Below are 21,979 nucleotides of genomic sequence, written 5' to 3' on the forward strand. Positions count from 1 at the left end.
CGGCCTCCCGGGACGGGGAGGCGGTCAGCGAGCAGCGGCCTTCTTGAAGCGCAGGCGTTTCAATTCCTCGAACCGGGCCCGGTCCCGGGGCGGCGTCGTGGCCACCAGGCTGTCGAGCATGCGCTTCGAGCTCTCATAGATTTCCTCGACGGCCCGCTCGAAGGCCTCGGTGTTCTGCTTGGAGGGCGCGCGCGTCCCCGCAATCTTCCGGACGAACTGGAGCGCCGCGGCGCGGATGTCAGCGTCGGTGGCGGGAGGCGCGAAGTTGAAGAGCGGCTTGATGTTCCGGCACATGCCCCCAGGGTAGAGCGTGCCCGGTGCGCTGGCCACGGCTTGCTGGGGGCATTTCGACGGCAGGCGGGAGAGGGGAGGTGCTCAGCGCAGCGTGCCCAGGGCCCGCAGGAGCTGGGCACGGGCGGCGTTGAGTTCCTCCAGGGCGTCGATGTAGTCGCGGCGTCCTTCGATGGCCTCGCGCCGGATGATGAGCAGCTGCAGGGCGTCCACCTTGCCGGCCCGGTACGCCTCGGTGACGAGGTCCAGGTTCTCCTGGAGCGCGGTGAGCACGTCGGCGCTGAAGGCCTCCGCGGACGCCTGGGCCAGGCGGTACCGGTTGACGGCCAGCTCGACCTCGGTGCGCACGAAGCGCTCGGTGACGGCGAGGCGCTGCCGGGCCTGTCGCTCACGTGCGCTGCTCGTGCCTCTCTCGGCCTGGTTCCGGTTGAACAGGGGCAGGTCGAGGTTGAGCGTGCCCTGGATGATGGTGTCGTTCTCCTCCCGGCCGTAGCTGACGCCCAGACTGGGGCGCGGCAGGGCGTCACGGTTGGCGAACCGGACCTCGGCCTGCGCGGCTTCCCATTCTGCCCGCGCCGCTATCACGTCCTGCCGCTGGCGGGACGCCTGCTCGACGAGCATTGACGTGTCAGGCAAGGGAACCGCCGTGACCTGTAGCTCGCCCTCCAGGGTGAGGTCCTCGCCCGGGTCCAAGCCCACCAGGAGCTTCAGCTCCGCCAGCGCTTGCGTTCGCCGTTGCGTGGCGCGGACCTTCTCTCGCTGGGCCCGGCCCAGCTCCACCCGCGCCAGGTTCACTTCAATCTGGTTGGCGGCCCCTTCCTTGAACCGCGCCTCCGCCGTCTTTCGGCCTTCCTCGGCGAGCGCGCTGGCGTCTTCGGCCAGTCGCAAGGCGCGATCGGCGGCCAGTGCCCTGCCAAAGGACTCCCGGACCTCCGCCGCGAGCTCCACCTTCAGGGACTCCAATCGCGCGTGGCTCGCCGCCGAGGCGGCGCGTGCGGCGTCCTCGCGAGCGGCGCGCTGACCGAAGAGCTCGAGCTGCTGGCTGAGGCCCACATTGAGCTCGAGGGTGTCCGGCTCGTCGCGGAATCGTGGGCCCACGGAGGCCTGGAGCTGCGGATTGCTCTGGAACAGGCGGGAGGCGGCATCCCATCGAGACCGGGCGGATGCGGCCTCGGCCTGGCCGTCGATGAGGCGGGGGCTGTGCTCGAGCGCGAGCGCGACGGATTGCTCCATCGTCAAAGGGCGAGCCGCGAGGGCCGTCGCCGGAGCGAAGAGCAGCGCGCTGGCGACGAGCCCCGGCAGGAGCATGGGCATCCACAGGGCGCGCATGCCGCTGGCTCTGGCTTGCCCGTGGATGGGCATGGGGGCGAGGGCGGTGTCATCGGTGGAACCCGATGGAGGAACGTCGGTCCGGGAGGTGTCCTGTCCAGCGCCGAAGACCCGATACAGGACCGGGAGCACCAGGAGCGTCAGGAGGGTGGAGGACAGGACGCCCCCGATGACGACCGTGGCCAGGGGCCGCTGGACCTCCGCGCCCACGCCGGTGTTGAGCGCCATGGGCACGAAGCCGATGGCCGCCACGGCGGCCGTCATCAGCACCGGACGCAGCCGGGACACCGCCGCCTGGCGAATGGCGTCGCCCAGGGGCAGCCCTTGCTCCAGCAGCCCGCGGACCCGCGAGACGAGCACCATGTCACCCAGGACGGAGACACCGGACAACGCGATGAAGCCCACGGCGGCGGAGATGGAGAAAGGCAGGCCGCGTACCAGGAGCGCGAGCACGCCGCCCACGAGGGCGAAGGGGACGCCCGCGAAGATGCGCACGGCGTCCAGGACGCGATGGTACGTGAGGTAGAGCAGCACGAAGATGAGGGCCAGGGCGACGGGCACGACGATGAGCAGCCGCGTCCGCGCGCGTTCGAGGTTTTCGAACTGGCCGCCATAGCGGAGGTAGTAGCCCGTGGGCAGGTCGAGCTTGTCGTCGAGCGTGCGGCGGACCTCCGCGACGAAGCCGCCGAGGTCCCGGTCCCGTACGTTGGCCTGGACGACCAGCCGGCGCTTGCCCCACTCGCGCTGGATGGTGGTGGGGCCGGAGGTCTCGCGGAGGGTCGCCAGTCGTCCCATGGGGACGCGCTCGCCTCCAGGCGCGTCCACGGTGACGGTGGCGAGGCGCGCGGGGTCCTCGCGATATTCCTCCGAGAGGCGCACGGCCAGGTCGAAGCGCCGCTCCCCCTCGCGCACCTCGCCGACATGGCGCGTCCCCACCGCTTCCACGACGTCGAGCACGGAGCGGGCGGGGATGCCGTAGCGGGCCACCGCGGCGCGGTCCACCGTGACTTCGAGCACGGGCTGGCCGGTGACCTGTTCCACGGTGACATCGGCGGCGCCGGGAATGGCCCTCACCAGGGTCTCCAGCTCACGTGCCTTCGCCTTGAGCACGTCGAGGTCGTCCCCGAAGAGCTTGATGCCCACATCGCTTCGCACGCCGGCGATCATCTCGTTGACGCGCATCTCGATGGGCTGGAGGAAGGCCATGCGCATGCCCGGCATGTCCGCCAGCTCGGCCTTCATCTCGTTCACCAGCTCCTCCTGGGTGCTGGCGCGCTTCCAGGCGTCCCGGGGCTTGAGGGAGATGAAGACGTCGGACAGCTCGATGCCCATGGGGTCCGTGGCCACTTCCGCGGTGCCGGTCCGCGTCCAGACACGTTGCACCTCGTCCGGGAACCGGGAGAGCAGCACCCGCTCTATCTGGGTGCCATAGCGGACGGATTCGGAGAGGGAGACTTCCGCCAGTCGCACGGTGTTGATGACGATGGTGCCTTCCGACAGACGGGGGACGAACTCACTGCCCAGGCGCGTGGCGGCGAGCCCCGCTCCCACGACGAGGAGCGCGGCGCCCGTCAGGACGATGCGCGTGTGGGCCAGGGCCCATTCGAGCACGGGCCTGTAGCACCGCTGGAGCCAGCGCACGAGCCGCGGCTCGCGGTGCACGCCGCCTCCTCGCTTCAGCGCGAAGGAGGCCAGCACCGGCATCAGTGTCATGGAGAGCAGCGCGCTGCCCAGCAGCGCGAAGATGACGGTGAGCGCCATGGGGCGGAACAGCTTCCCCTCCACACCCTCCAGGGCGAGGATGGGCAGGTACACCACCATGATGATGAGCTCGCCGAAGAGCGTGGGCTTGCGCACCTCGATGGCGGCGTCCCTCACGATGTCCTGCAGGGAGCGCCCGTCCCGGGCCTCGGAGAGGCGCCGCTCCGCGTTCTCCACCAGGATGACGGACGAGTCGACGACGAGCCCGAAGTCGATGGCGCCCAGGGACATGAGCGTGCCGGCGATGCCGAAGCGTAGCATCGCGTTGAAGGCGAACAGCAGGGACAGCGGGATGGCCGCCGCGACGATGAGCCCGGCGCGCCAGTTTCCGAGGAAGACGAAGAGCACCGCGATGACGAGCAGCGCGCCCTCCAGCAGGTTGGTGCGGACGGTGCGTAGCACGTGGTCCACCAGCTCGGTCCGCTCGTAGGCGGGCTCCACGCGGACGTCTTCGGGCAGCGTCCGCTCGAGCTCCTCCAGCCGCTGGGCCAGCGCCTTCGTCACCGTGTGGGAGTTCTCGCCCACCAGCATGAAGCCCAGCCCGAGGACGGCCTCGCCCTCGCCATCCGCGGTGGTGGCACCCCTCCGGATTTCATGGCCCACCTCGACGCGGGCCACGTCCCGGATGCGCACGGGCACGCCCTGGTGCGCCGCGATGACGACGTCCTCGATGGACTTCCCGTCCGCCAGCATCCCCACGCCAAGCACGAGTGTCGCGGTGCCTCCCCGCTCCATCACGCCGCCGCCGACGTTGGCGTTGTTCTCCTCCAGCGCGCGGTAGATGTCGCCGAGGGCAAGGTTGAACTGCAGAAGGCGCCGGGGATCGACGATGACGTGCCACTGCTTCTCCTCGCCGCCCCAGGCGTTCACCTCCGCCACGCCGGGCACGCTGCGCAGCTGGGGCGCGATGACCCAGTCGTGCAGGGTGCGCAGCTCCTCCAGGCTCTTCGTCTCGCTCTTGACGAGATAATGGAAGACCTCGCCCAGGCCGGTGGCCACGGGGCCAAGCGACGGGGGCGCGATGCCCGCGGGCAACCGCACCTGGCCCAGCCGCTCGGACACCTGCTGTCGCGCGAACCACAGGTCCGTGCCGTCGTCGAACTGGAGCGTGACCTGGGACAGGCCGAACTTGGAGAGGGAGCGCAGCTCGCTGACGCGAGGAAGGCCCGCGAGTGCCTGCTCGACGGGAATGGTGAGCTGGCGCTCCACCTCGAGGGGCGTGAGCGCGGGCGCGACGGTGTTGACCTGCACCTGCGTGGGCGTGGTGTCCGGGATGGCGTCGATGGGCAGCGCGCGGAACGCGAGCAGCCCCGAGACGACGATGGCCACCGTTCCCAGGAGGACGGCCCAGCGGTGGGACAGCGACCATTCGATGAGGCGGGTCAGCATGGGCTATTCGCCTCCGCCCGTCTCACAGCAGCCCGCGCCAATGGAGCCCTTGAGAATCTCCGTCTTGAGCAGGAAGGCGCCGGTGGTGACGACCTCCGCCCCCGCCGAGAGGCCCTTGACGACCTCCACCTCCTCGCGCGTGCTGGCGCCCAGCTCCACCGCGACGGGCTGGTAGAGCCCGGGCTGCTTCTTCACGAAGACGAGCGTCCGGCCCTCCGCGCGCTGGATGGCGGCGTGGGGAACCAGGATCGCCTCGTGCTCGGGCGCGACCTGAACCCGCGCCCGGAGGAAGAGGCCGGCCTTGAGGGCGCCATCGGGGTTGGGCAGCTCGACGCGGGCGCGCACCGTGCGGGACGCCCGGTCCACCGACGCGCCCACCCGGGTGAGCGTGGCCTCTCGCGTCTGTCCGGGCATGCTGTCGAAGGTGAGGGTGACGCGCTGGCCCGCGCGCACCTGGGCCGCGTCCGCCTCGGGGATGTCCAGCAGGGCCCACATGGTGCTCAGGTCCGCCACCTGGAGGAGCGGCTGGCCGGCGGACGCGTACCGGCCGGCGACCGCGTCGCGCGCCACCACCGTTCCCGCGAAGGGCGCCGACAGCGCGTAGGTGCCTTGCTGGCCATGGAGCGTCGCGCCCGCGGCGGAGAGCGCCGCGCGGGCCGCATTGCGCTCGGCCTCGGCCGCGGCGACTTCGGCTTCAGCGGTTTCGACGTCCTTTCGCGCGCTGATGCCTCGCGCGGCCAGGGCCTGCTCGCGCTCGAGCGCCGAGCGCGCCACCGTCAGCCGGGTCTGCGCCGCGGCCAGCCGCCCCTGGTCCGCGCCCACGCTTCCGGATGCGACCAGGACGAGCGGCTGTCCCGCCTTCACCTCGTCACCGACGTCCACGCGGACGTCCATCACCAGCGCCTCGCTGCGCGCGGACAGTTGCGCCAGCCGGTTCTGGTTGAAGTCGAGCTGGCCGACGACGTCCAGCGTCCGGGCGAAGACACGCTTCTGGACAGGGCGCGTCTGGATGCCCGCCTCGCGGGCCGTCTCCGCGGAGGCGAGGCGGACGCGCATGCCTGGCTCGGGGAAGGCAGGGGGCTCGGCCCCCGCGGCCTTCACGAGCTCCGGGTGGCAGTAGGGGCAGACGGACTCCGGGAAGCCGTGCTCACGGCAGTAGTCCCCGGCCTCGATGAACTTCGCGACCAGCGCCGGGTTGCACTTCGTGCACCGGGACTCGGGAACCGCGTGCTCCTTGCACCAATCCCTGGGGGCGGTGTCCTGCGCGGTGAAGGTGAGGCCCGGGTTGCACTGGAGGCACTGGGACTCGGGGACGCCGTGCTCGGCGCACCAGTCGTCCATGGCCTTGAAGACATCGATGAGGTCGGGGTTGCACCGGGTGCAGAGCTCCGATGGGACACGGTGTTCGCACAGCGCGACCCCGGCAGCGGTGGGAGCGCCTCCCGCGGCGGCTGGAGGTGGCGACTGCTCCTTGGTCAGCTCGGGGCTGGCTTGCTGGGTGCAACTGGCAGCCCCCAGGGTCAGCAGCACCGCCAGGATGTTGGAGCCGATGCGGGAGGCGCGCATCTACTTCACTCCCTTCTTGGCGAGCTCCGGATTGCAGAGGACGCACTGGGATTCGGGTCGCGCGTGCTCGGCGCACCAGTCACCCTTGGCCTTGAAGACGGGGGCCAGCTTTGGGTTGCACCGGGCACAGAGGGACTTCTGCACGCCGTGCTCGCAGCGCGGCTTCTCGGATGCGGGCGCCTGGGACTGAGGGGCGGGCTTGCTTTCCTCGGCCAGGACGGGAGCGGCGAACAGGGACAGGACGACGGACAGGCGACGCAGCGAGTGCATGATGGGGCGCTCCTGCCGGGGCGGTGCCCACGGCGGTGAAGCCCCGCGCGAAAGTACGCGGAGCGGTTGGACAGGGCTTGGGCGGGCGAGGGCGTACGAGCGCACACGCGCTCCAGCGGCCCGCGCGAGACACACTTCTCCCGTGAAGGGCGGTGTCAGGCTCTGGGCGGCTGGAAGATGTCCGTTCCCACGCCGGAGAGCGTCGGCTCATCCACGCGCGAGGGAATCGGGAGCGGCCTGGGAGCAGGGATGAGTCGCGCGATGGGCGACTCGGGGCCGGGCGCGGCCCTCAGCGGGCAGCACACGCACAGCACGCAGCTTGGAGCGCAGTCCTCGCAATCGTCGGTGACTTCCTCCGCGCAATCCGAGTGCTCGTCCGACGCCAGGGCCAGCGTCTGGAAGACGCCGCCGGTCGTCAGGACCAGGAGCACCGCGAGAATTCGCAGAAGGGACTGCATCCACGAGCGGCTTACAAAAAGGGGGGCGGCGGTGTCAATCCAACGGGGTGGCCGCTGGCGGCGGGGCTTCGTGGATCAACTTCTCCAGCAGACGGCGCATCTCGCGGGAGTCCCAGTCCCGAGCGCCCGTGAAGCGAGCGACCTGGCGGCCGTCGACGAGGAGGAAGCTGACGGGGAGTTGCTCCACGCCGAACGCGCTGCCCGTCTGCTTGTTGGCGTCGAGGCGCAGGTGGAGTGGCGCGGGCGCCGGCCCTCCGAAGAAGCCTTCCACGGCGTGGAGCGAGTCGTCATGGCTGAAGACGACGACCTGGAGGTCCTCGGGCGGTGCCTTGGCCAGGGCCAGGAGCTGGGGCGTCTCCTGGATGCAGGGCGGGCACCAGGTGGCCCAGAACACGACGAGAAGCGCGCGGGATGACGGCGCCTGGTCGAGCGCTGGAGCAGGTCCCTGGAGCCGGACGTAGGCAGGCGGTGGCTCGCGCTTGCACGCCCACGTCAGCGGCGTCAGGGCCAGCATGAGCAGGGGCCAGGCGGTGAAGAGGCGCATCGGCGACGTTGATACCTCATGGCGCGCCGCCTGCAATGCTCCAACCGTTTGCGCTGCGCCGACCTCTCACGCCGAGGTCAGCGCCGCGACTCAGCCCACCGCGATGGCTTCGATCTCGACCAGCAGCGCTGGGTCAGAAAGTCCCTTCACGATGAGCAGGGTGGTCGCAGGCGGCGGCGAAGGGAGCGTGCCGGCCCCAGCGGCCATGAAGCCCGGCAGGTGTGCAGGGTCTGTCAGATAGATGGTGGACTTGACGATGTCGCGGTTCGTCATGCCGGCCTGCTGAAGCAGCGTGTTGAGGTTCGCGAACGCCTGGCGCGCTTGCGCCTCGATACCTTGTGGAACGCTCCCGTCCGGAGCGACGCCGACCTGGCCCGAGATGTACAGCGTCCGCTTCGCGCCGGTGACCTCGACGGCGTGGCTGTAGAACTCGGGGGCGGGCCTGTCCGGCAGGTTGATGACCTTCATCACGCGGATTCTCTCGTTGCGCTGCGTGTGAGATGCGTGATGGGAGGTTCGATTCGCCGAGCGGATGCAGCAAGGCGCTTTGGACGCGACGCGCTCGTCGCTAACGTGCTGGAAACGGAGAAATGCACCGGAGGTAGTGCTTTCTCAGGGAAGCAGGCCGGAGCCCTCGTGGGAGCTCCGGCCCGGAGTGTCCACGGACTAGAGCGTCACGTCCGCCGGAGCCTCGCCCGACGGCCCGAGGGCCGCGCACGCCGCGGGCACCGCGAAGCCGTTGGTGGGCGTGAGGCCGCCGGAGCCACTGGAGACGGCGTCGGTGCCCAGGCCGAAGGCGGCGAAGGCCGTCCACAGGCGGCAGACGTCCTCACCGCCGTGCAGCGCGGTGGCGGCGGCGATGATGCCGTCACGCACCTGCGTGAAGGTGGGGCTGCACGGCGTGTTCTTCAGGCCCTGCGTGAAGTACAGCATCATGCGCTGGTTGCCCGCGTCACCCGTGGCGTCATACAGGTCGGCGTCGAAGCCGTGCTCGTCGACCAGGGCCCAGTAGGCCTCCCACATGCCCTGGGCGAACACCGAGCCCACGCCGTGCGGCACGGCCATGTTGCGGATGCTGGCGTAGGTCCAGGTGTTGACGGTGGGGTCGGTGCTGTAGCGCTGGCCGCGGATGCCCACGCCGGTGGTGGGCTGGTTCAGCGCGTAGGTGCCCACGCCACGGCCCTGCGGGCCGGTGTCGGTGGCCTTCGCCGTGTAGAAGAGCGAGAGGAAGTCGCTGATGCCCTCGCCGGGCTGCTGGCGGTTGCTCAAGCACGACACGTTGCTGGGGCCGCCCACCAGGCGGTTGGAGATGCCGTGGCCGTACTCATGGACGATGATGCCGGCGTCCAGGTCTCCATCGAGGTTCGGGGTCTTCGTGTTCCAGATGTACATCTGCATGCGCGGACGCTGGCCATCCGCCGGGGTGAAGAAGTTGGCGTTGTTGCGGCCACCGCCGTCCTGCGCCTCGGCGCGCACGTCGTCGTTGCCCCTGCCGCCCCGGCCGTAGTTGTTCACCTGGAAGTTGCCGGCCACCTCATCGAAACCGTACTGGTAGTGGACGTCGTGGATGATGTTGTTCCAGTAGAAGAGGTTCGTGACGGCCGCGGGGATGTACGTGGAGGGCGCGTTGTTGAGGTTGATGGTGAAGTCGCAGGCGAGGGACGCGCCGCAGTTGGGCTGCGTGGTGGGCGGCGCGCCATCGTTGTTGGTGTCCTCGTAGGCGTGGACGTTGTTGCCGCGCGGGATGGTGTACTCGGCCCCGGCGACGCCGTTGGTGTCGTGCCAGCCGTAGGGGGAGGCCGTGGCGTTGGCGGGGTTGGTGACCAGCACGCGGCCATCCGAGGGCGGCAGCGGCGTGGTGTGGTTGGGGCTCTCCACAGGCATGGGATAGACGCGGTAGGAATCCGCCGCCACCCAGTCGAAGCGCGTCCAGACCTCGCCCGTCTGCGCGTCCACCGTCACGTCGTAGACGTGGTCGTTGTCGGGCGTGTGGACCTGGAAGCGCCACACCAGGCGCGCCTCACCCTGGCGGATGGGCAGCACCGCCAGCTCCGCGTCGACAGGCTCGGTGGACAGGCCCTCCACCGCGACGCGCGTGCGCTGACGCACCCCGGGCTCAGGCTTCAGGGCCTCGGGGGCCGTGGCGAGCCGCACGCCCAGGTGCTTCGCGAGGCCCGCCACCGCCTCGGCGGCGCTCAGCCGCGGCGTGGCGCCGGCGATGGCGGTCTCCAGGGCCGGCAGGAAGTCGCTGTGCACGCTGAGCACGCGCCCGTCGCGATCCACGTTGATTTGAAGCTGCGCGTTGTACACGGGCAGGCCCCGGTACGTCTGGCGCAGGTACAGGTTGGTGATGCCGCTCACCTTCGAATAGACGCGGTCCGTCACCTCGAGGTTCGCGAGGTCGTTCAGGCCCAGGCCGAACGCATCGCGGTGCTTCTGGACGAAGTCCAGGCCGATGGCCAATGCGTCTCCGCTGCGCGGGCCTGACAGCGCCCCCACCGGATTGGTCAGCGAGCGCACCAGTCCATTGGACGCGTCGAACTCCACCATGAGCTCGGGCACCGCCTGTCGCAGCGCCTCCTGACTGGCCGTCTGGGTGCTCGAGATGCCAAACCGCGCCTGCGCGTTGTAGGCGTCACGCGCGTCGTAGTTGCGATGACCGCGATGATCCGAATTGACTGCCATTGCCGCAGAACCCGAGAGGGTTCCAATGAGAAACACCGCATGAAAAAGGCGCCTTCGGTAAGGACCTGAGGACATGTCGTGCTCCTGCACTGCGGGTTGACCGCTCCCTCTGGGGGCGCGGTACTGGCGCGGCAGAAAACACACTTTGAGTGAAAATGGCAAATCACCAGCTATTCTGGAAATATATGCCTGGGTGCAAAGGAATTGCACAGCCCCGAAGGATGACAAGCAATGCTGCTGTTGTGATTGGCAATCAACGTTTGCCCAGGATGTTGCTTTGAGCAGCGATTGGGCGAGGCAGCAGCCGTTCCAGCAGCGCGCCCACGGAGCGCACGGGCCGGGCGCCGGGCTCGGGGATGCGCACCACCAGCATCGCGGCGCCCAGGCGGGCCGCCGAGGACAGCACGAAGAGGACGTGCAGGTTCACCCAGGCGTGGCCGCCGAGCGTGAAGTTCGCGGGCAGCGCGGCGGCGATGGCGCCCCCCAGCGCGGCCGCGGCGGCATAGGCCAGTCCGCCCGCGGTGGCGAAAGCGGCGAGGTAGAAGGGACGGTTCTTCCGCGGAGCGACGGCGAGCGGCAGCTCGAAGATGGCCAGGCCGTGGCCGCTCCACAGCGCGCCGGCGAGGAGGATGTCGAACAGCAGGGGCCAGAGCGTCCCCGCGGAGGGCAGCAGCCACAGCGCGGGGATGACGCCGATGCCCAGGGAGCACGCCATCAGCACCGGCTGGGCGCCGCACCGGTCAATCGCGCGGCCCCAGAGCGGTGCCGCGAGGATGCGCACGCCGGCCACCGCGGCGGCGTGAAGCGCCATGATGACGAAGGTCATCTTGAGGTTCTGCAGGCTGTGCAACGCGAAGAAGGGCGCGGACACGCCCACCGCCGCGTTCCAGGCCACCTGGTAGGTCAGCACGCGGCGCGCGTTGTCATCCTTGAAAGGCACCAGCGCGCCCTTCAGCTCCAGCGGCGGCGTGGTGCCGGGTGGAGCCGGGTCATGCTGCGTCGCCATCAGCAGGGTGGTGACGATGCCCATGACGCATGCGCCCAGCGCGAGCAGGGGCAGCGCCACGCCGACGCCGGTGGCCGGCCGCAGGCGGTCCATCAAGAGGCCCGCCCCGAGCGAGGCCAGCGTGCCCGCCAGTGTGGTGAGAGCCGTCCTCCTGCCGAAGAAGCGACCCCGGACGGCGCGAGGCACCAGCTCCCCCATCCACGCCACCCATGCGTTGTTGCCCACCACGCTCAGCGCGGCGGAGACGCCAGCCACCATCAGCAGCAGGCGCTGCTGCGACTCGAAGGGCAGGCCCAGCCACGGCAGCACGGCCAGGGGAAACATCACCACGCGCGACAGGCACACCGCGGTGAGCGCCACCCTCCGATGTCCGAACAGGCCGGTCAGCCAGGCCGCGGGGAACTGGACGAACTGCGCGAAGAAGGGCAGGGCGGTCATCACCCCCACCAGGAAGGGGCCCAGCTTCAGCGCAATGGCCCAGGCCGTGAGCGCCGTCGCGCCCGCGCAGGCGGTGAAGACCTCCGAGAACATGCCCTCCACCACGGAGACACCCAGCGTCCGACGCAGGCGGCCGTGAGTCGTCTGCGCGCCAGGACCGGGCCCATCCGCGGGCGGCGCGCCCAGGAGCGGAGCCGACGAGCCGGGCAGCGAGGAGCCCGGCCGGAACAGCGGTACCGCGGTGGCAAGGGAGGCGAAGCTGCGGAGGAACTGCCGACGGAGGGCTGCGCGAGTCACGGGGCCGCGTTCTGTCGCACGCCCCGCCGGGCCCCCTCAATCCACCCTCGAGAGCCCCCAGGAAGGCCGGCCGCTCTCCGGGCGGGACGGACCGGCTGTCCCACATCTCCTGTCACCGGCCAGCGCCTGGCTGCTGAGCAGCGCTGGAATCAGGTGCAGTTCAAGCGGTCTTGAACTATATGAACGAACGAGGAGACGGCGCACATGGACTTGGCTCGGGAGCTGACGGACTTTCTGGGGGCGGTGGAGCAGCGGCTTGGCAGCACCCTGGTTGATGGCGATGCCGGTCCGGGCGTGAAGGGTGACACGTTGATGGAGGCGGCCCGTCATCTGTGTCTGGGCAGCGGGAGCAAGCGCGCGCGCCCCATGCTGGCGCGGCTGTTCGGCGGGGCGGTGGGGGTGCCAGCGGAGCGGCTGGTGGACGTGGCGGTGGCCGCGGAGCTCATCCACTCGGCCAGCCTGCTGCACGATGACGTGGTGGACGCGGGCATGTTCCGGCGCGGCCGCCCCACGGTGAACGCCCGCTGGGGCAACATCGTCGCGGTGATGAGCGGCGACCTCATCCTGTCCACGGGCCTGCACCAGCTGTCCTTGCTGGACGCGCGGCTGACGCGCAGCGCGCTGTCCGTCGTCGCCGAGATGACCCGCGCCGCCATCGCCGAGGTGGAGGCCCGCGGGGATCTGGACCTGCCGCTCAACCGGCTGCGCTTCATCGCCGAGGGCAAGACGGGCTCGCTCTTCGGCTGGTGTGGCAACGCGGCGGCGACGCTGGCGGACCACCCGGAGGCGGTGGAACGCTTCGATGGCTTCGGGCGGCACCTGGGCGTGGCGTTCCAGATTGCCGATGACATCCGGGACATCCTGGGTACGGACGTGGGTAAGCCGCGCTACGCGGACGTGCACTCGCGCACGCCGTCCATGCCCATCCTCCTGGCGGTGGCCAAGGACGAGTCCCTGCGCCGCAAGCTGAAGGACGCGTGGGCGTTCTCCGCCATCACCCCCGAGCGCACGAAGGAGATTGGCGCGGCCATCGAGGCCACGGGCGCGGTGGATGCGTCCATGGAGCGGATGAACGTGGAGATTGATGCCGCGCTCGACAAGCTGGGCCACTTCGCCCAGGAGCCCGCCGGCGCGGAGCTGGTGAGCTGGGCGCGGAAGCTGTCGGCCGGCATCGCCGAGCAAGTCCAGGGGCGCGCCGCATGAAGGGCTACCTGTGGACGGGGGGACCCGGGAGCCCTGCCTCGGAGGCGCCGCTGGCGGACGGCCGGCTCGCGCCCTGGGAAGCCATCGCGGTGGACGCGGTGGGAAACGTCATCGAATTCTGGGGGTTCAAGCGCAACCAGGGCCGTGTGTGGGCCCTGCTGTACCTGCGCGGTGAGCCCCTGACCGCGGGTGAAATCGAGCGGGAGCTGGACCTGTCCAAGGGCGGTGTCTCCATGCTGCTGCGCGACCTGGAGCGCTGGGGTGTCATCCAGCGCGTGCGGCTGCCCAAGGACACGGTGTGGCGCTACGGCGCCGAGAATGACCTGGTGCGGATGGTGACGCACGTCATCGAGGAGCGCGAGGCGGGCTTCGTCGCGCGCATCCGCGCCGACCTCGCGGAGGCCCGCCGGCTGGCGGAGGCCCACGAGGACCTCCCGCGCGACCGGCTCCAGCGCCTGGAGAAGATGGCGACGCTGGCCGAGCATGTGGAGCGCGCGCTGCGGTTGTTCATCAAGACGTCCCGGCTGGACGTCTCCGGTGTGCTGTCCGTCTTCCGGGACGACGCCTCGGGGACTCGCCGGGGTTCGAAGTAGCCGGAGAGGGCGGACATGGATTCGCACTATGACCAGGTGATGAAGGCGCGCGCGGCCGCGGACCCGTCCGCCACGCGCCTCTATTTCGCGTACTCGACCATCCTGGACCGCGCGGCGTTCGAGGAGTGGCGTTCGCAGCACAGCTACGACTTCTTCGAGCTGCCCGAAGGACGGCTGGCCGAGGCCCTGGACGTGGACCTCGTCTATGACTTCCCGTCCCGTTGGTGGGGCGGGCGCGTCGCGGGGCTGACGGATGCGGCGGAGCGGAAGGTGTACGGCCGCCTCTTCGAGATTCGCGGCCAGGACTGGCCCATCATCCAGCACAAGGAAGGCTTCGTGACGAGCATGTGCGTGGAGCGGCCGGTCCGAGTCCGGGTGGACGGGCAGGACGTGGAGGCCACGGCCTTCGTCACGAACCCGAGGCGCGCCTCGAGCGACGGCCCGGTCAGCACGCGCTTCGTCGATGCGCTGGTGCGAGGGGCCCAGGCCGCAGGGCTGCCCGCCGACTACGTCGAGCGCCTGAAGCGGGGCGAGTAGGCGCCGCCCCCCCGGCGCGTACACCGGAGGACAGTGCCCGCCGCGCCCGGCTTCCCTTCGGGCCGGGCGTGCACAGCTTGGTCTGCGCGCATGTTCTTCTTCTTCTCGAACCGGCTCGGCTGTATCGGCAGCATCCTGGTCTCCATCGCCCTGAGCGCGGTGCTCTACTTCCTGTTCATGCGCTGACAGCGGGCTCCGCCGCCTGTCCGGCGGCGCTCACGCCTCGTCGCGCTAGACGTCGTCCGAGTCCTCGGACGCGAGCGGATGGATGGTGACTTCGCGCCCGTCCTTGTCGGGCGAGCTGCGGACCGCGTCCACCTCTTCTGGTGTCTCCGGCGCTCGTTCGGAGAAGTTGTCGTTGTGGAGGTGACGCTGGCGCTGCTCGCTCGTGCCTCCGTATCCCTCGACGATCTTCGTCTTTGTCATCGCCCGTCCTCCAGTTGGATCACCCATGGGTACGCTGGGAATCGAAGGGGAGGGGAGCAAGCGTTGCTGGCTGCGCGACTGGAGGGCTGGCGGCCGATCGAGCCCCATGCGGCACAATGCCTACATGAACGAATCATCAGGCATTTCTTCGTGCAGCCTGGGGCGTCATGCCTACATGAACAAAAGACCAGCCCTTGCGACGTTGCTGATCCGTTGTGGCGAACTGACTGGACGTTCAGTAGGGGTGACAACTCCTTGAGGGACATGGCGGGCTGAACAAAGTGGCAGGCATTTTCTCATCAATGCCTACATGCTCCCCTGTTTAGCATGTCGGGCTCCCCTGATCCTCGACTTCCCCTGTGCTGATGTTCAGTGGTTTTTGCCACCTCTTCCTTGGAGGCACCTGCTTGCGCATGCGTTCAGTGTTGGGTGCCTCTCCTGGCGTCGTGCCGGGCAATGCCTACATGTTCTGATGTTCAGGCAGTCTGAACACCCTTCTGGCTTGCTTGTTCTGTGTTTGTTTGTGATTGCATTTTTGTGTTTGTGATTGCGTGAATTGTGTGTGTGTTTCGGTGTCCGCTCGAAAAGACGAAGTAGGGCTCGCGGGAGCGCAGCCTGTAGAACGTGCCGGGCGTCGGCTTCTCTGGCCGGGCGTCGTCTCGTGCGCCAGGGCGGGGGCACATTGCCGTGTGAACCCATGCCACTGGGAGCACAAGGAATGGCAAAGACAAACACGACCGGACGGCGGGGCGGGCGGAGCAGAGGACGGACGGCCCGTACGGAATCGGAGCCAAGGAGGGGACAGGAGGCGGACCGCAAGCAGGGACGCAAAGCCGCAGGGGGCGCCGAACCTCCCGCGCGGCGTCGGCGGCCCGTGGCTTCCGGGTTCGCCTACTGCGCTCTGAAGCCGCAGCCCGAGCGCGTGCTTCCCGCGGACCTCAATCCTCACCGGATGCGTCTGATTCGGCAGAATGAGGCCAAGTGGGCCAACGGCACCGTGCTGCACTACTACTTCTTCGACAAGGACACGGATGGAGAAGAGGTCCGGCTCCAGGACGGCAGTACCCACTGGATGCCCTGGACCACCACGGATGACGAGAAGAAGGTCGTTCGTGAGGCCTTCCGCCGCTGGAAGGAGGTGGGGATTGGCCTCGAATTCGAGGAGGTGACGTCCCGAAGCGAGGCGGAGATCCGCATCGGCTTCATGCGAGGGGACGGCGCCTGGTCCTACGTCGGGCGCGATGTGCTCCGGCACGGGCCGGACGAGCGCACGATGAACTTCGGCTGGGACCTGACGGAGAGCAGCGAGGAGCTCGACACGGCCATCCATGAGATTGGCCACACGCTCGGCTTTCCGCACGAGCACCAGAATCCCCATGCCGGCATCGTCTGGGACGAGGAGGCCGTCTATGCGGACCTTGCCAAGCCGCCCAATCGCTGGAGCCGGGAGACGACCTTCTTCAACATCATCCGGAAGTTGGATCCGAGCAAGGTGGAAGGCTCCACCTGGGACCCCGACTCCGTCATGCACTATCCGTTCAAGCCCGGGCTCATCAAGGAGCCCAAGCCCTACTTCGAGAACGGGTTGACTCCGAAGGGGGGCATCTCGAATCGAGACAAGGACTGGGTCAAGCGCTTCTATCCGCCCCTGACAGGAGAGGACGTGACGTCGCTCCAGCCCTTCCACTCCGAGACCCTGGCGCTCGAGCCCGGCCAGCAGCGCAACTTCAGCTTCACCGCACAGGAGACGCGCGAATACCAGATGCGGACCTTCGGGACGTCGGACACCGTGATGGTGCTCTTCGAGAAGACGCCCGACGGGTATCAATACCTGATGGGCTCCGACGACAGCGGCCAGGACGTCAACGCGTCCCTGAAGCTCAAGCTCTTCCAGGGACGCGAGTACGCGCTGCGAGTCCGGCTGTACTACGAGGAGCGGGCAGGGGAGTCCGCGGTGATGCTCTGGTGACCTCCCCAACCAGACGGCTCAGCCCGGCGTGAACCACAACACGGACAGCGGGGGCAGGGTGAGCGTGGCCGACGCGGGCTGACCATCCCAGCCCGTGGGCTCGGTGTGAATCTGCCCCATGTTACCCAGGTTGGAGCCGCCGTACTGCTCGGCGTCCGTGTTGAGCAGCTCCACGTAGCGGCCCTGGAGCGGGAAGCCCACGCGGTAGTTCTCCCGCACCGTCGGCGACAGGTTGGCGATACACACCACATGCCGCCCAGGCTGCCGGGCGCGGCGTACGAAGGCGAAGACGTTGTACGCCGCCGAGTCCGGCTGGAGCCACTGGAAGCCCATGGGCTCGCTGTCCGCGTCGTACAGCGCGGGCATGTCCCGGTAGATGCGGTTGAGGTCCGCCATCAGCTTCAGGATGCCGTGGTGCCCGGGCTCGTGCGTCAGGTGCCAGTCCAGGCTCTTGTCGTGGTTCCACTCCGCGGGCTGGCCGAACTCACCCCCCATGAAGACGAGCTTCTTGCCCGGGTGGGCCCACATCCACGCGAAGAGCGCCCGCAGGTTGGCGCGCTTCTGCCACGGGTCGCCGGGCATGCGCCCGTACAGGCTGCCCTTGCCGTGCACGACCTCGTCGTGGCTCAGCGGCAGCATGAAGTGCTCGCTGAACGCATACAGCAGGCCGAAGGTGAGCTGGTTGTGGTGGTACTGCCGGTAGATGGGGTCCTTGGAGAAGTACGACAGCGTGTCGTGCATCCACCCCATGTTCCACTTGAAGTCGAAGCCCAGGCCCCCCTCGGACACGGGCGCGGAGACCTTGGGCCAGGCCGTGGACTCCTCGGCGATGACGACGACGCCCGGGTGCTTGCGGCGGACCGTCTCGTTCAGCTCGCGCAGGAAGTGGATGGCCTCCTCGTTCTCACGGCCTCCCCAGCGGTTGGGGATCCACTCGCCCTGCTTGCGGCTGTAGTCGAGGTAGAGCATCGACGCCACGGCGTCCACGCGCAGGCCGTCGACGTGGTACTCCTCGATCCAGAACAGCGCATTGGCGATGAGGAAGTTGCGGACCTCGTTGCGGCCGAAGTTGAAGACCAGCGTGCCCCAGTCCGGCTGAGCGCCCTTGCGCGGGTCCGCGTGCTCGTACAGCGCCGTGCCGTCGAACTGCCCCAGCGCGTGCGAGTCGCGCGGGAAGTGTCCGGGCACCCAATCGACGAGCACCCCGATGCCTTCCTGGTGCATGTGGTCGATGAAGTAGCGCAGGTCGTCCGGGTGACCGAAGCGTGCCGTGGGCGCGTAGTAGCCGCCGACCTGGTAGCCCCAGGAGCCGCCATAGGGGTGCTCGGCCACGGGCAGCAGCTCCACGTGGGTGAAGCCGGTGAACTTGATGTACTCGGCCAGCGCGGGTGCCAGCTCGCGGTAGGTCATGGGCCGGTCACCATCCTCGACGACCCGTCGCCAGCTCCCCAGGTGGACCTCGTAGACGCTCCACGGCTGGTTGTGCACGTCATGGCGCTGCGAGCGCTGCTCCAGCCACGCCGCGTCGCCCCACGAATAGCGCGCCAGGTCGTGCACCACCGACGCGGTGGCCGGCGGCACCTCCGTGCGGAACGCGAAGGGGTCCGCCTTGAGGACGTTGGCGCCCCCGTGGCCCGGGCGAATCTCGAACTTGTAGCGGGTGCCTTCGCCCACCTCGGGGACGAACAGCTCCCAGATGCCGGAGGAGCCCATGCGGCGCATCGCGTGCAGGCGGCCGTCCCAGCTGTTGAAGTCCCCCACCACGGACACGCCCGCGGCGGTGGGCGCCCACACCGCGAAGGACGTGCCGCGCACGCCGTTGTGGTGGATCAGGTGCGCGCCCATGCGCTCCCAGAGCCGCTCATGGCGGCCCTCGCCGGCGTAGTACAGGTCCATCTCGCCCAGGGTGGGGAGGAAGCTGTACGGGTCGCGGAGCGTGAAGACGCGCTTGCCGGGGTACTCCACCTCCAGCAGGTAGTTGAACGTCTGGTCCTTGCCGTTGATGCGGGCCTCGAAGACGCCGCCCAGCCGGTGGGTCATCGCGACGCGGCCACCGGACTCCGGCAGCACGTGGATGGCCACGGCATCCGGACGGAAGGCGCGAATCACCACACCGTCCCCATCCGGGTGGATGCCGAGGACGGAGTGAGGCTCCGGATGCCTCAGCTCCACGACGCGCTGAAGCTCCGCGTCCACCTGGGCCTTGTCGGCTGGCTTCCTCACTTGGATGCCTCCATGCGCAAGAGGGCCGAGACGGGGATTCGTACCCAGTCGGGCCGGTTCTGCAGTTCGTATCTCACTTCGTAGAGCAATTTCTCCAGCTCGAACGCGCGCAGCATGACGTCGAAGGTCGCCTCGTCCGAGGGCAGGAAGGCCGCCCCGCGCGTCACCTGCCGGTAGCCCTCGACGAAGGCCTCCCGCATGGGGCCCACGCGCTCGTGCGGCGTGCCGCCCTCCAACGTCACCGTGGCCTCCGCGTAGTCGAACGAGCGGATCATCCCCGCCACGTCGCGCAGCGCGCTGTACTTCTCCCGGCGCGCGGTGAAGGAGCGCGCGGGCTCACCCTCGAAGTCGAAGATGAGCCACTGGTCATTGGCGCGCAGCACCTGGCCCAGGTGGAGGTCGCCGTGGATGCGAATCTTCTGCCCGGCCGGCGGCACCTGCGCCAGGCGCTTCGCCGAGTCGATGAGGGCCTCTCGCCGACCCTCCAGGTCCGGGTGCAGCCGGCCGGCCTCCGCCAGAGTCACCCCCAGCTCTCCGACGATGGAGGCGCTCCACCGCTGGAGGTCCTCCTGGAGGAGGGGCTCCGGGGTGAAGGCGGGCTCGTCCTCCGTGGCGGAGGCGAAGGCGAGGTGCAGCTCGCCCACGCGCATGCCCAGCTCCCGCATCTGCGTCAGGAAGCGAGGGCCCACCGCGCGCTCCTCGCGCAGCCGGTCCAGGGTGTACTTCCAACCGTCCGTCGCGTTCGGCACGAAGCGGTGGGCCACCGCGAGCGTCGCGCCCGCCGCCCCCTCCAGGTGGAGGGCGCCCAGCAGCACCGGCGTGGCGCGGAACGACGTCTTCGTGGCGAGGAAGCGGCCCACCTCGTGCTCGGGATTCACCCCGGCCTCCAGCTTCCGGATGATCTTCAGGATGACCTGTTCGCCCAGCACCACCGAGGTGTTGCTCTGCTCCACCATGAGGCGCCGGACGCTCGGTGGCGAGGGCAGCGCGAGCAGGTTGTCCGGCGCCGCGATCCATTCGCCCTGCACGTGCCCGCCCGCGGAGGCCACCTGGCCGCCCGCGCGGATGAGGTCGAAGAGGCCGCGCATGCACTCGTCGCTCTCCAGGGCATCGCGCACGCCCTCGGAGGAGGGCTGGACGGGCAGCAGGTAGCGTTCAGGGCTGCCCAGCTCGTAGACGACCTCCACCACGGCGAGGCTGAAGGCGCAGCCGCCGGACTCGATGGTGGCGTGGTCCATCACCGTCACGTGTTTGATGGGCCAGGCCTTGCCGCTGAACCAGCGCTGGTGCTTGAGGTAGTCGGGGAGCTTCGTCAAATCCAGGCTGTTCACTCGAGGCTCCTTCCCTGAAGTGGTTTGTCCAAGCGGAACCACAGGAACATGTAGGGGCCCATGGAGAGCTGGTAGGGCAGTTCGCTGACGCGCGGGAAGGGGGTTTCGCCAATCAGCTCCACGGGCACGGCGCCCTCCCATTCCCGAAGGTCGAGCACCGCGGGCTGCGCGAAGCGCGACAGGTTGCACACCACGAGCACCGTCTGGCCTTCCCACTGACGCACGAAGGCCAGCACCTTGCGGTTCTCCGTCTGGAGGAAGCGCAGGTTGCCCAGCGAGAACACCGGGTAGCGCTGGCGGATGCGAATCATCCGCTTGATCCAGTGCAGGAGGCTGGACTTCACGCGCTCCTGCGCCTCCACGTTGATGGATTGGTATCCGTAGACGGGGTCGGCGATGACGGGCGCGTAGAGGCGCGAGTAGTCCGCGCGGCTGAAGCCCGCGTTGCGGTCGCCCGTCCACTGCATGGGCGTGCGCACGCCGTTTCGGTCGCCGAGGTAGATGTTGTCACCCATGCCAATCTCGTCCCCGTAGTAGAGGACGGGCGTGCCGGGCAGGGTGAAGAGCAGGCTGTGCATCAGCTCGATGCGCCGGCGGCCGTTGTCCATCAGCGGCGCGAGCCGGCGGCGGATGCCCAGGTTGATGCGCATGCGCGGGTCGGTGGCGTATTCCCGGTACATGTAGTCCCGGTCCTCGTCCGTCACCATCTCCAGCGTCAGCTCGTCGTGGTTGCGCAGGAAGATGGCCCACTGGCAGGTGTCCGGGATGTCCGGCGTCTGCTGCATGATTTCGACGATGGGCGTGCGGTCCTCGCGGCGCACGGCCATGTAGAGGCGGGGCATCACCGGGAAGTGGAAGCCCATGTGGAACTCGTCGCCGTCGCCGAAGTACACGCGCACGTCGGCGGGCCACTGGTTCGCCTCGGCCAGCAGCATCTTCCCCTGGTATTCGGAGTCGATGGTCTTCCGCAGGCGCTTGAGGAAGGCGTGCGTCTCCGGGAGGTTCTCGCAGTTGGTGCCCTCGCGCTCGAAGAGGTAGGGCACGGCGTCGCAGCGGAACCCGTCCACGCCCATGTTGAGCCAGAAGCGCATGACGTCCAGCATGGCTTCCTGCACCTCGGGGTTGTCGTAGTTCAGGTCTGGCTGGTGGCTGAAGAAGCGGTGCCAGAAGTACTGCTTGGCCACCGGATCCCACGTCCAGTTGGAGCGCTCCGTGTCGAGGAAGATGATGCGCGCGCCCTTGTACTGGTCGTCGGTGTCGCTCCAGACGTACCAGTTGCGCTTGGGGCTGTTGGGGTCACTGCGCGCCTCCTGGAACCAGGGGTGCTGGTCGCTGGTGTGGTTGACCACCAGCTCGGTGATGATGCGGATGTCGCGCTTGTGCGCCTCGTCCACCAGCCGCTGGAAGTCCGCGAGCGTGCCGTAGTCCGGGTGGACGCCGTAGTAGTCCGCGATGTCGTAGCCGTCGTCGCGCAGCGGCGAGGGGTAGTGCGGCAGCAGCCAGAGGCAGTTGATGCCCAGGTCCTGGAGGTACGGCAGCTTCTCAATCAGACCCGGGATGTCCCCGTGGCCGTCACCGTTGGAGTCATGGAAGGCGCGGAGGTGCAGCTCGTAGATAAGGGCCTTCTTGTACCAGAGGGGATCTTGGTCCATACGCCTCTCGG

General features: G+C 68.9%; 17 protein-coding genes and 1 pseudogene. 4 read left to right on the top strand and 14 right to left on the bottom strand.

Annotated features, from left to right (window positions below):
- Window positions 1–24: 24 nt before the first annotated feature.
- From VZL07_RS34030 to VZL07_RS34075, 10 genes and pseudogenes are all read right to left on the bottom strand, one after another.
- Window positions 25–294 (bottom strand): DUF2277 domain-containing protein, encoded by a 270-nt coding sequence (locus VZL07_RS34030; RefSeq protein WP_426757428.1) that lies wholly within the window; start codon window positions 292–294, stop codon window positions 25–27.
- 81 nt (window positions 295–375) lie between these two features.
- A complete protein-coding gene (locus VZL07_RS34035) occupies window positions 376–1,653 on the bottom strand; it encodes a TolC family protein (RefSeq protein WP_426757429.1) in 1,278 nt (425 codons plus the stop codon).
- A 36-nt stretch (window positions 1,654–1,689) separates the two neighbouring features.
- A pseudogene (locus tag VZL07_RS34040) lies at window positions 1,690–4,770 on the bottom strand (efflux RND transporter permease subunit); the annotation flags it as partial.
- Between the two features lie 3 nt (window positions 4,771–4,773).
- Window positions 4,774–6,336: an efflux RND transporter periplasmic adaptor subunit gene (locus tag VZL07_RS34045; protein ID WP_426752103.1), complete on the bottom strand. Its 1,563-nt coding sequence runs from the start codon at window positions 6,334–6,336 to the stop codon at window positions 4,774–4,776.
- Complete coding sequence (locus VZL07_RS34050) at window positions 6,337–6,606, bottom strand: hypothetical protein (protein WP_426752104.1); 270 nt, start codon at window positions 6,604–6,606, stop codon at window positions 6,337–6,339.
- 155 nt (window positions 6,607–6,761) lie between these two features.
- Window positions 6,762–7,064 (bottom strand): hypothetical protein, encoded by a 303-nt coding sequence (locus VZL07_RS34055; RefSeq protein ID WP_426752105.1) that lies wholly within the window; start codon window positions 7,062–7,064, stop codon window positions 6,762–6,764.
- Window positions 7,065–7,098: 34 nt separating this feature from the next.
- Window positions 7,099–7,608, bottom strand: a complete 510-nt coding sequence (locus VZL07_RS34060) for a TlpA family protein disulfide reductase (protein WP_426752106.1) — start codon at window positions 7,606–7,608, stop codon at window positions 7,099–7,101.
- 90 nt (window positions 7,609–7,698) lie between these two features.
- The gene (locus tag VZL07_RS34065; protein WP_426757430.1) at window positions 7,699–8,076 is read right to left on the bottom strand and encodes a RidA family protein; all 378 of its coding nucleotides are present in this window, start codon (window positions 8,074–8,076) and stop codon (window positions 7,699–7,701) included.
- 198 nt (window positions 8,077–8,274) lie between these two features.
- Window positions 8,275–10,293, bottom strand: a complete 2,019-nt coding sequence (locus VZL07_RS34070) for a M36 family metallopeptidase (protein ID WP_426752107.1) — start codon at window positions 10,291–10,293, stop codon at window positions 8,275–8,277.
- Between the two features lie 253 nt (window positions 10,294–10,546).
- Entirely contained in the window at window positions 10,547–12,034 is a 1,488-nt protein-coding gene (locus tag VZL07_RS34075; protein WP_426752108.1) for an MFS transporter, read from the bottom strand.
- Between the two features lie 204 nt (window positions 12,035–12,238).
- Between VZL07_RS34075 and VZL07_RS34080 the strand changes: the two genes are divergently transcribed.
- From VZL07_RS34080 to VZL07_RS34090, 3 genes are read left to right on the top strand one after another with little or no spacing between them, the layout of a single operon-like run.
- Window positions 12,239–13,237 carry a polyprenyl synthetase family protein gene (locus VZL07_RS34080; RefSeq protein WP_426752109.1) on the top strand — a complete coding sequence of 333 codons (999 nt, stop codon included), beginning with the start codon at window positions 12,239–12,241 and terminating at the stop codon, window positions 13,235–13,237.
- Window positions 13,234–13,830 carry a GbsR/MarR family transcriptional regulator gene (locus VZL07_RS34085; protein WP_426752110.1) on the top strand — a complete coding sequence of 199 codons (597 nt, stop codon included), beginning with the start codon at window positions 13,234–13,236 and terminating at the stop codon, window positions 13,828–13,830. The genes VZL07_RS34080 and VZL07_RS34085 overlap by 4 nt, the downstream gene beginning before the upstream one ends.
- Window positions 13,831–13,845: 15 nt before the next feature.
- Window positions 13,846–14,367, top strand: a complete 522-nt coding sequence (locus tag VZL07_RS34090; protein ID WP_426752111.1) for a gamma-glutamylcyclotransferase — start codon at window positions 13,846–13,848, stop codon at window positions 14,365–14,367.
- Window positions 14,368–14,598: 231 nt separating this feature from the next.
- Here VZL07_RS34090 and VZL07_RS34095 read toward each other — a convergent pair whose 3' ends face one another.
- On the bottom strand, window positions 14,599–14,793 hold the full coding sequence (locus VZL07_RS34095; RefSeq protein WP_426752112.1) for a hypothetical protein: 195 nt from the start codon (window positions 14,791–14,793) through the stop codon (window positions 14,599–14,601).
- Between the two features lie 952 nt (window positions 14,794–15,745).
- Here VZL07_RS34095 and VZL07_RS34100 point away from each other — a divergent pair.
- Window positions 15,746–16,762: a M12 family metallopeptidase gene (locus VZL07_RS34100; RefSeq protein WP_426752113.1), complete on the top strand. Its 1,017-nt coding sequence runs from the start codon at window positions 15,746–15,748 to the stop codon at window positions 16,760–16,762.
- A gap of 18 nt (window positions 16,763–16,780) precedes the next feature.
- On the opposite strand, the gene glgB is transcribed toward VZL07_RS34100, so the two are convergent.
- From glgB to treS, 3 genes are read right to left on the bottom strand one after another with little or no spacing between them, the layout of a single operon-like run.
- Entirely contained in the window at window positions 16,781–18,985 is a 2,205-nt protein-coding gene (glgB, locus tag VZL07_RS34105; protein ID WP_426752114.1) for a 1,4-alpha-glucan branching protein GlgB, read from the bottom strand.
- Window positions 18,982–20,316 (bottom strand): maltokinase N-terminal cap-like domain-containing protein, encoded by a 1,335-nt coding sequence (locus tag VZL07_RS34110; RefSeq protein WP_426752115.1) that lies wholly within the window; start codon window positions 20,314–20,316, stop codon window positions 18,982–18,984. Before VZL07_RS34110 ends, glgB begins: the two co-directional genes overlap by 4 nt.
- Window positions 20,313–21,968: a maltose alpha-D-glucosyltransferase gene (treS, locus tag VZL07_RS34115; protein ID WP_426752116.1), complete on the bottom strand. Its 1,656-nt coding sequence runs from the start codon at window positions 21,966–21,968 to the stop codon at window positions 20,313–20,315. Before treS ends, VZL07_RS34110 begins: the two co-directional genes overlap by 4 nt.
- Window positions 21,969–21,979 lie beyond the last annotated feature (11 nt).

This window comes from Pseudomyxococcus flavus, assembly GCF_050038885.1.
Lineage (GTDB): Bacteria > Myxococcota > Myxococcia > Myxococcales > Myxococcaceae > Myxococcus > Myxococcus flavus.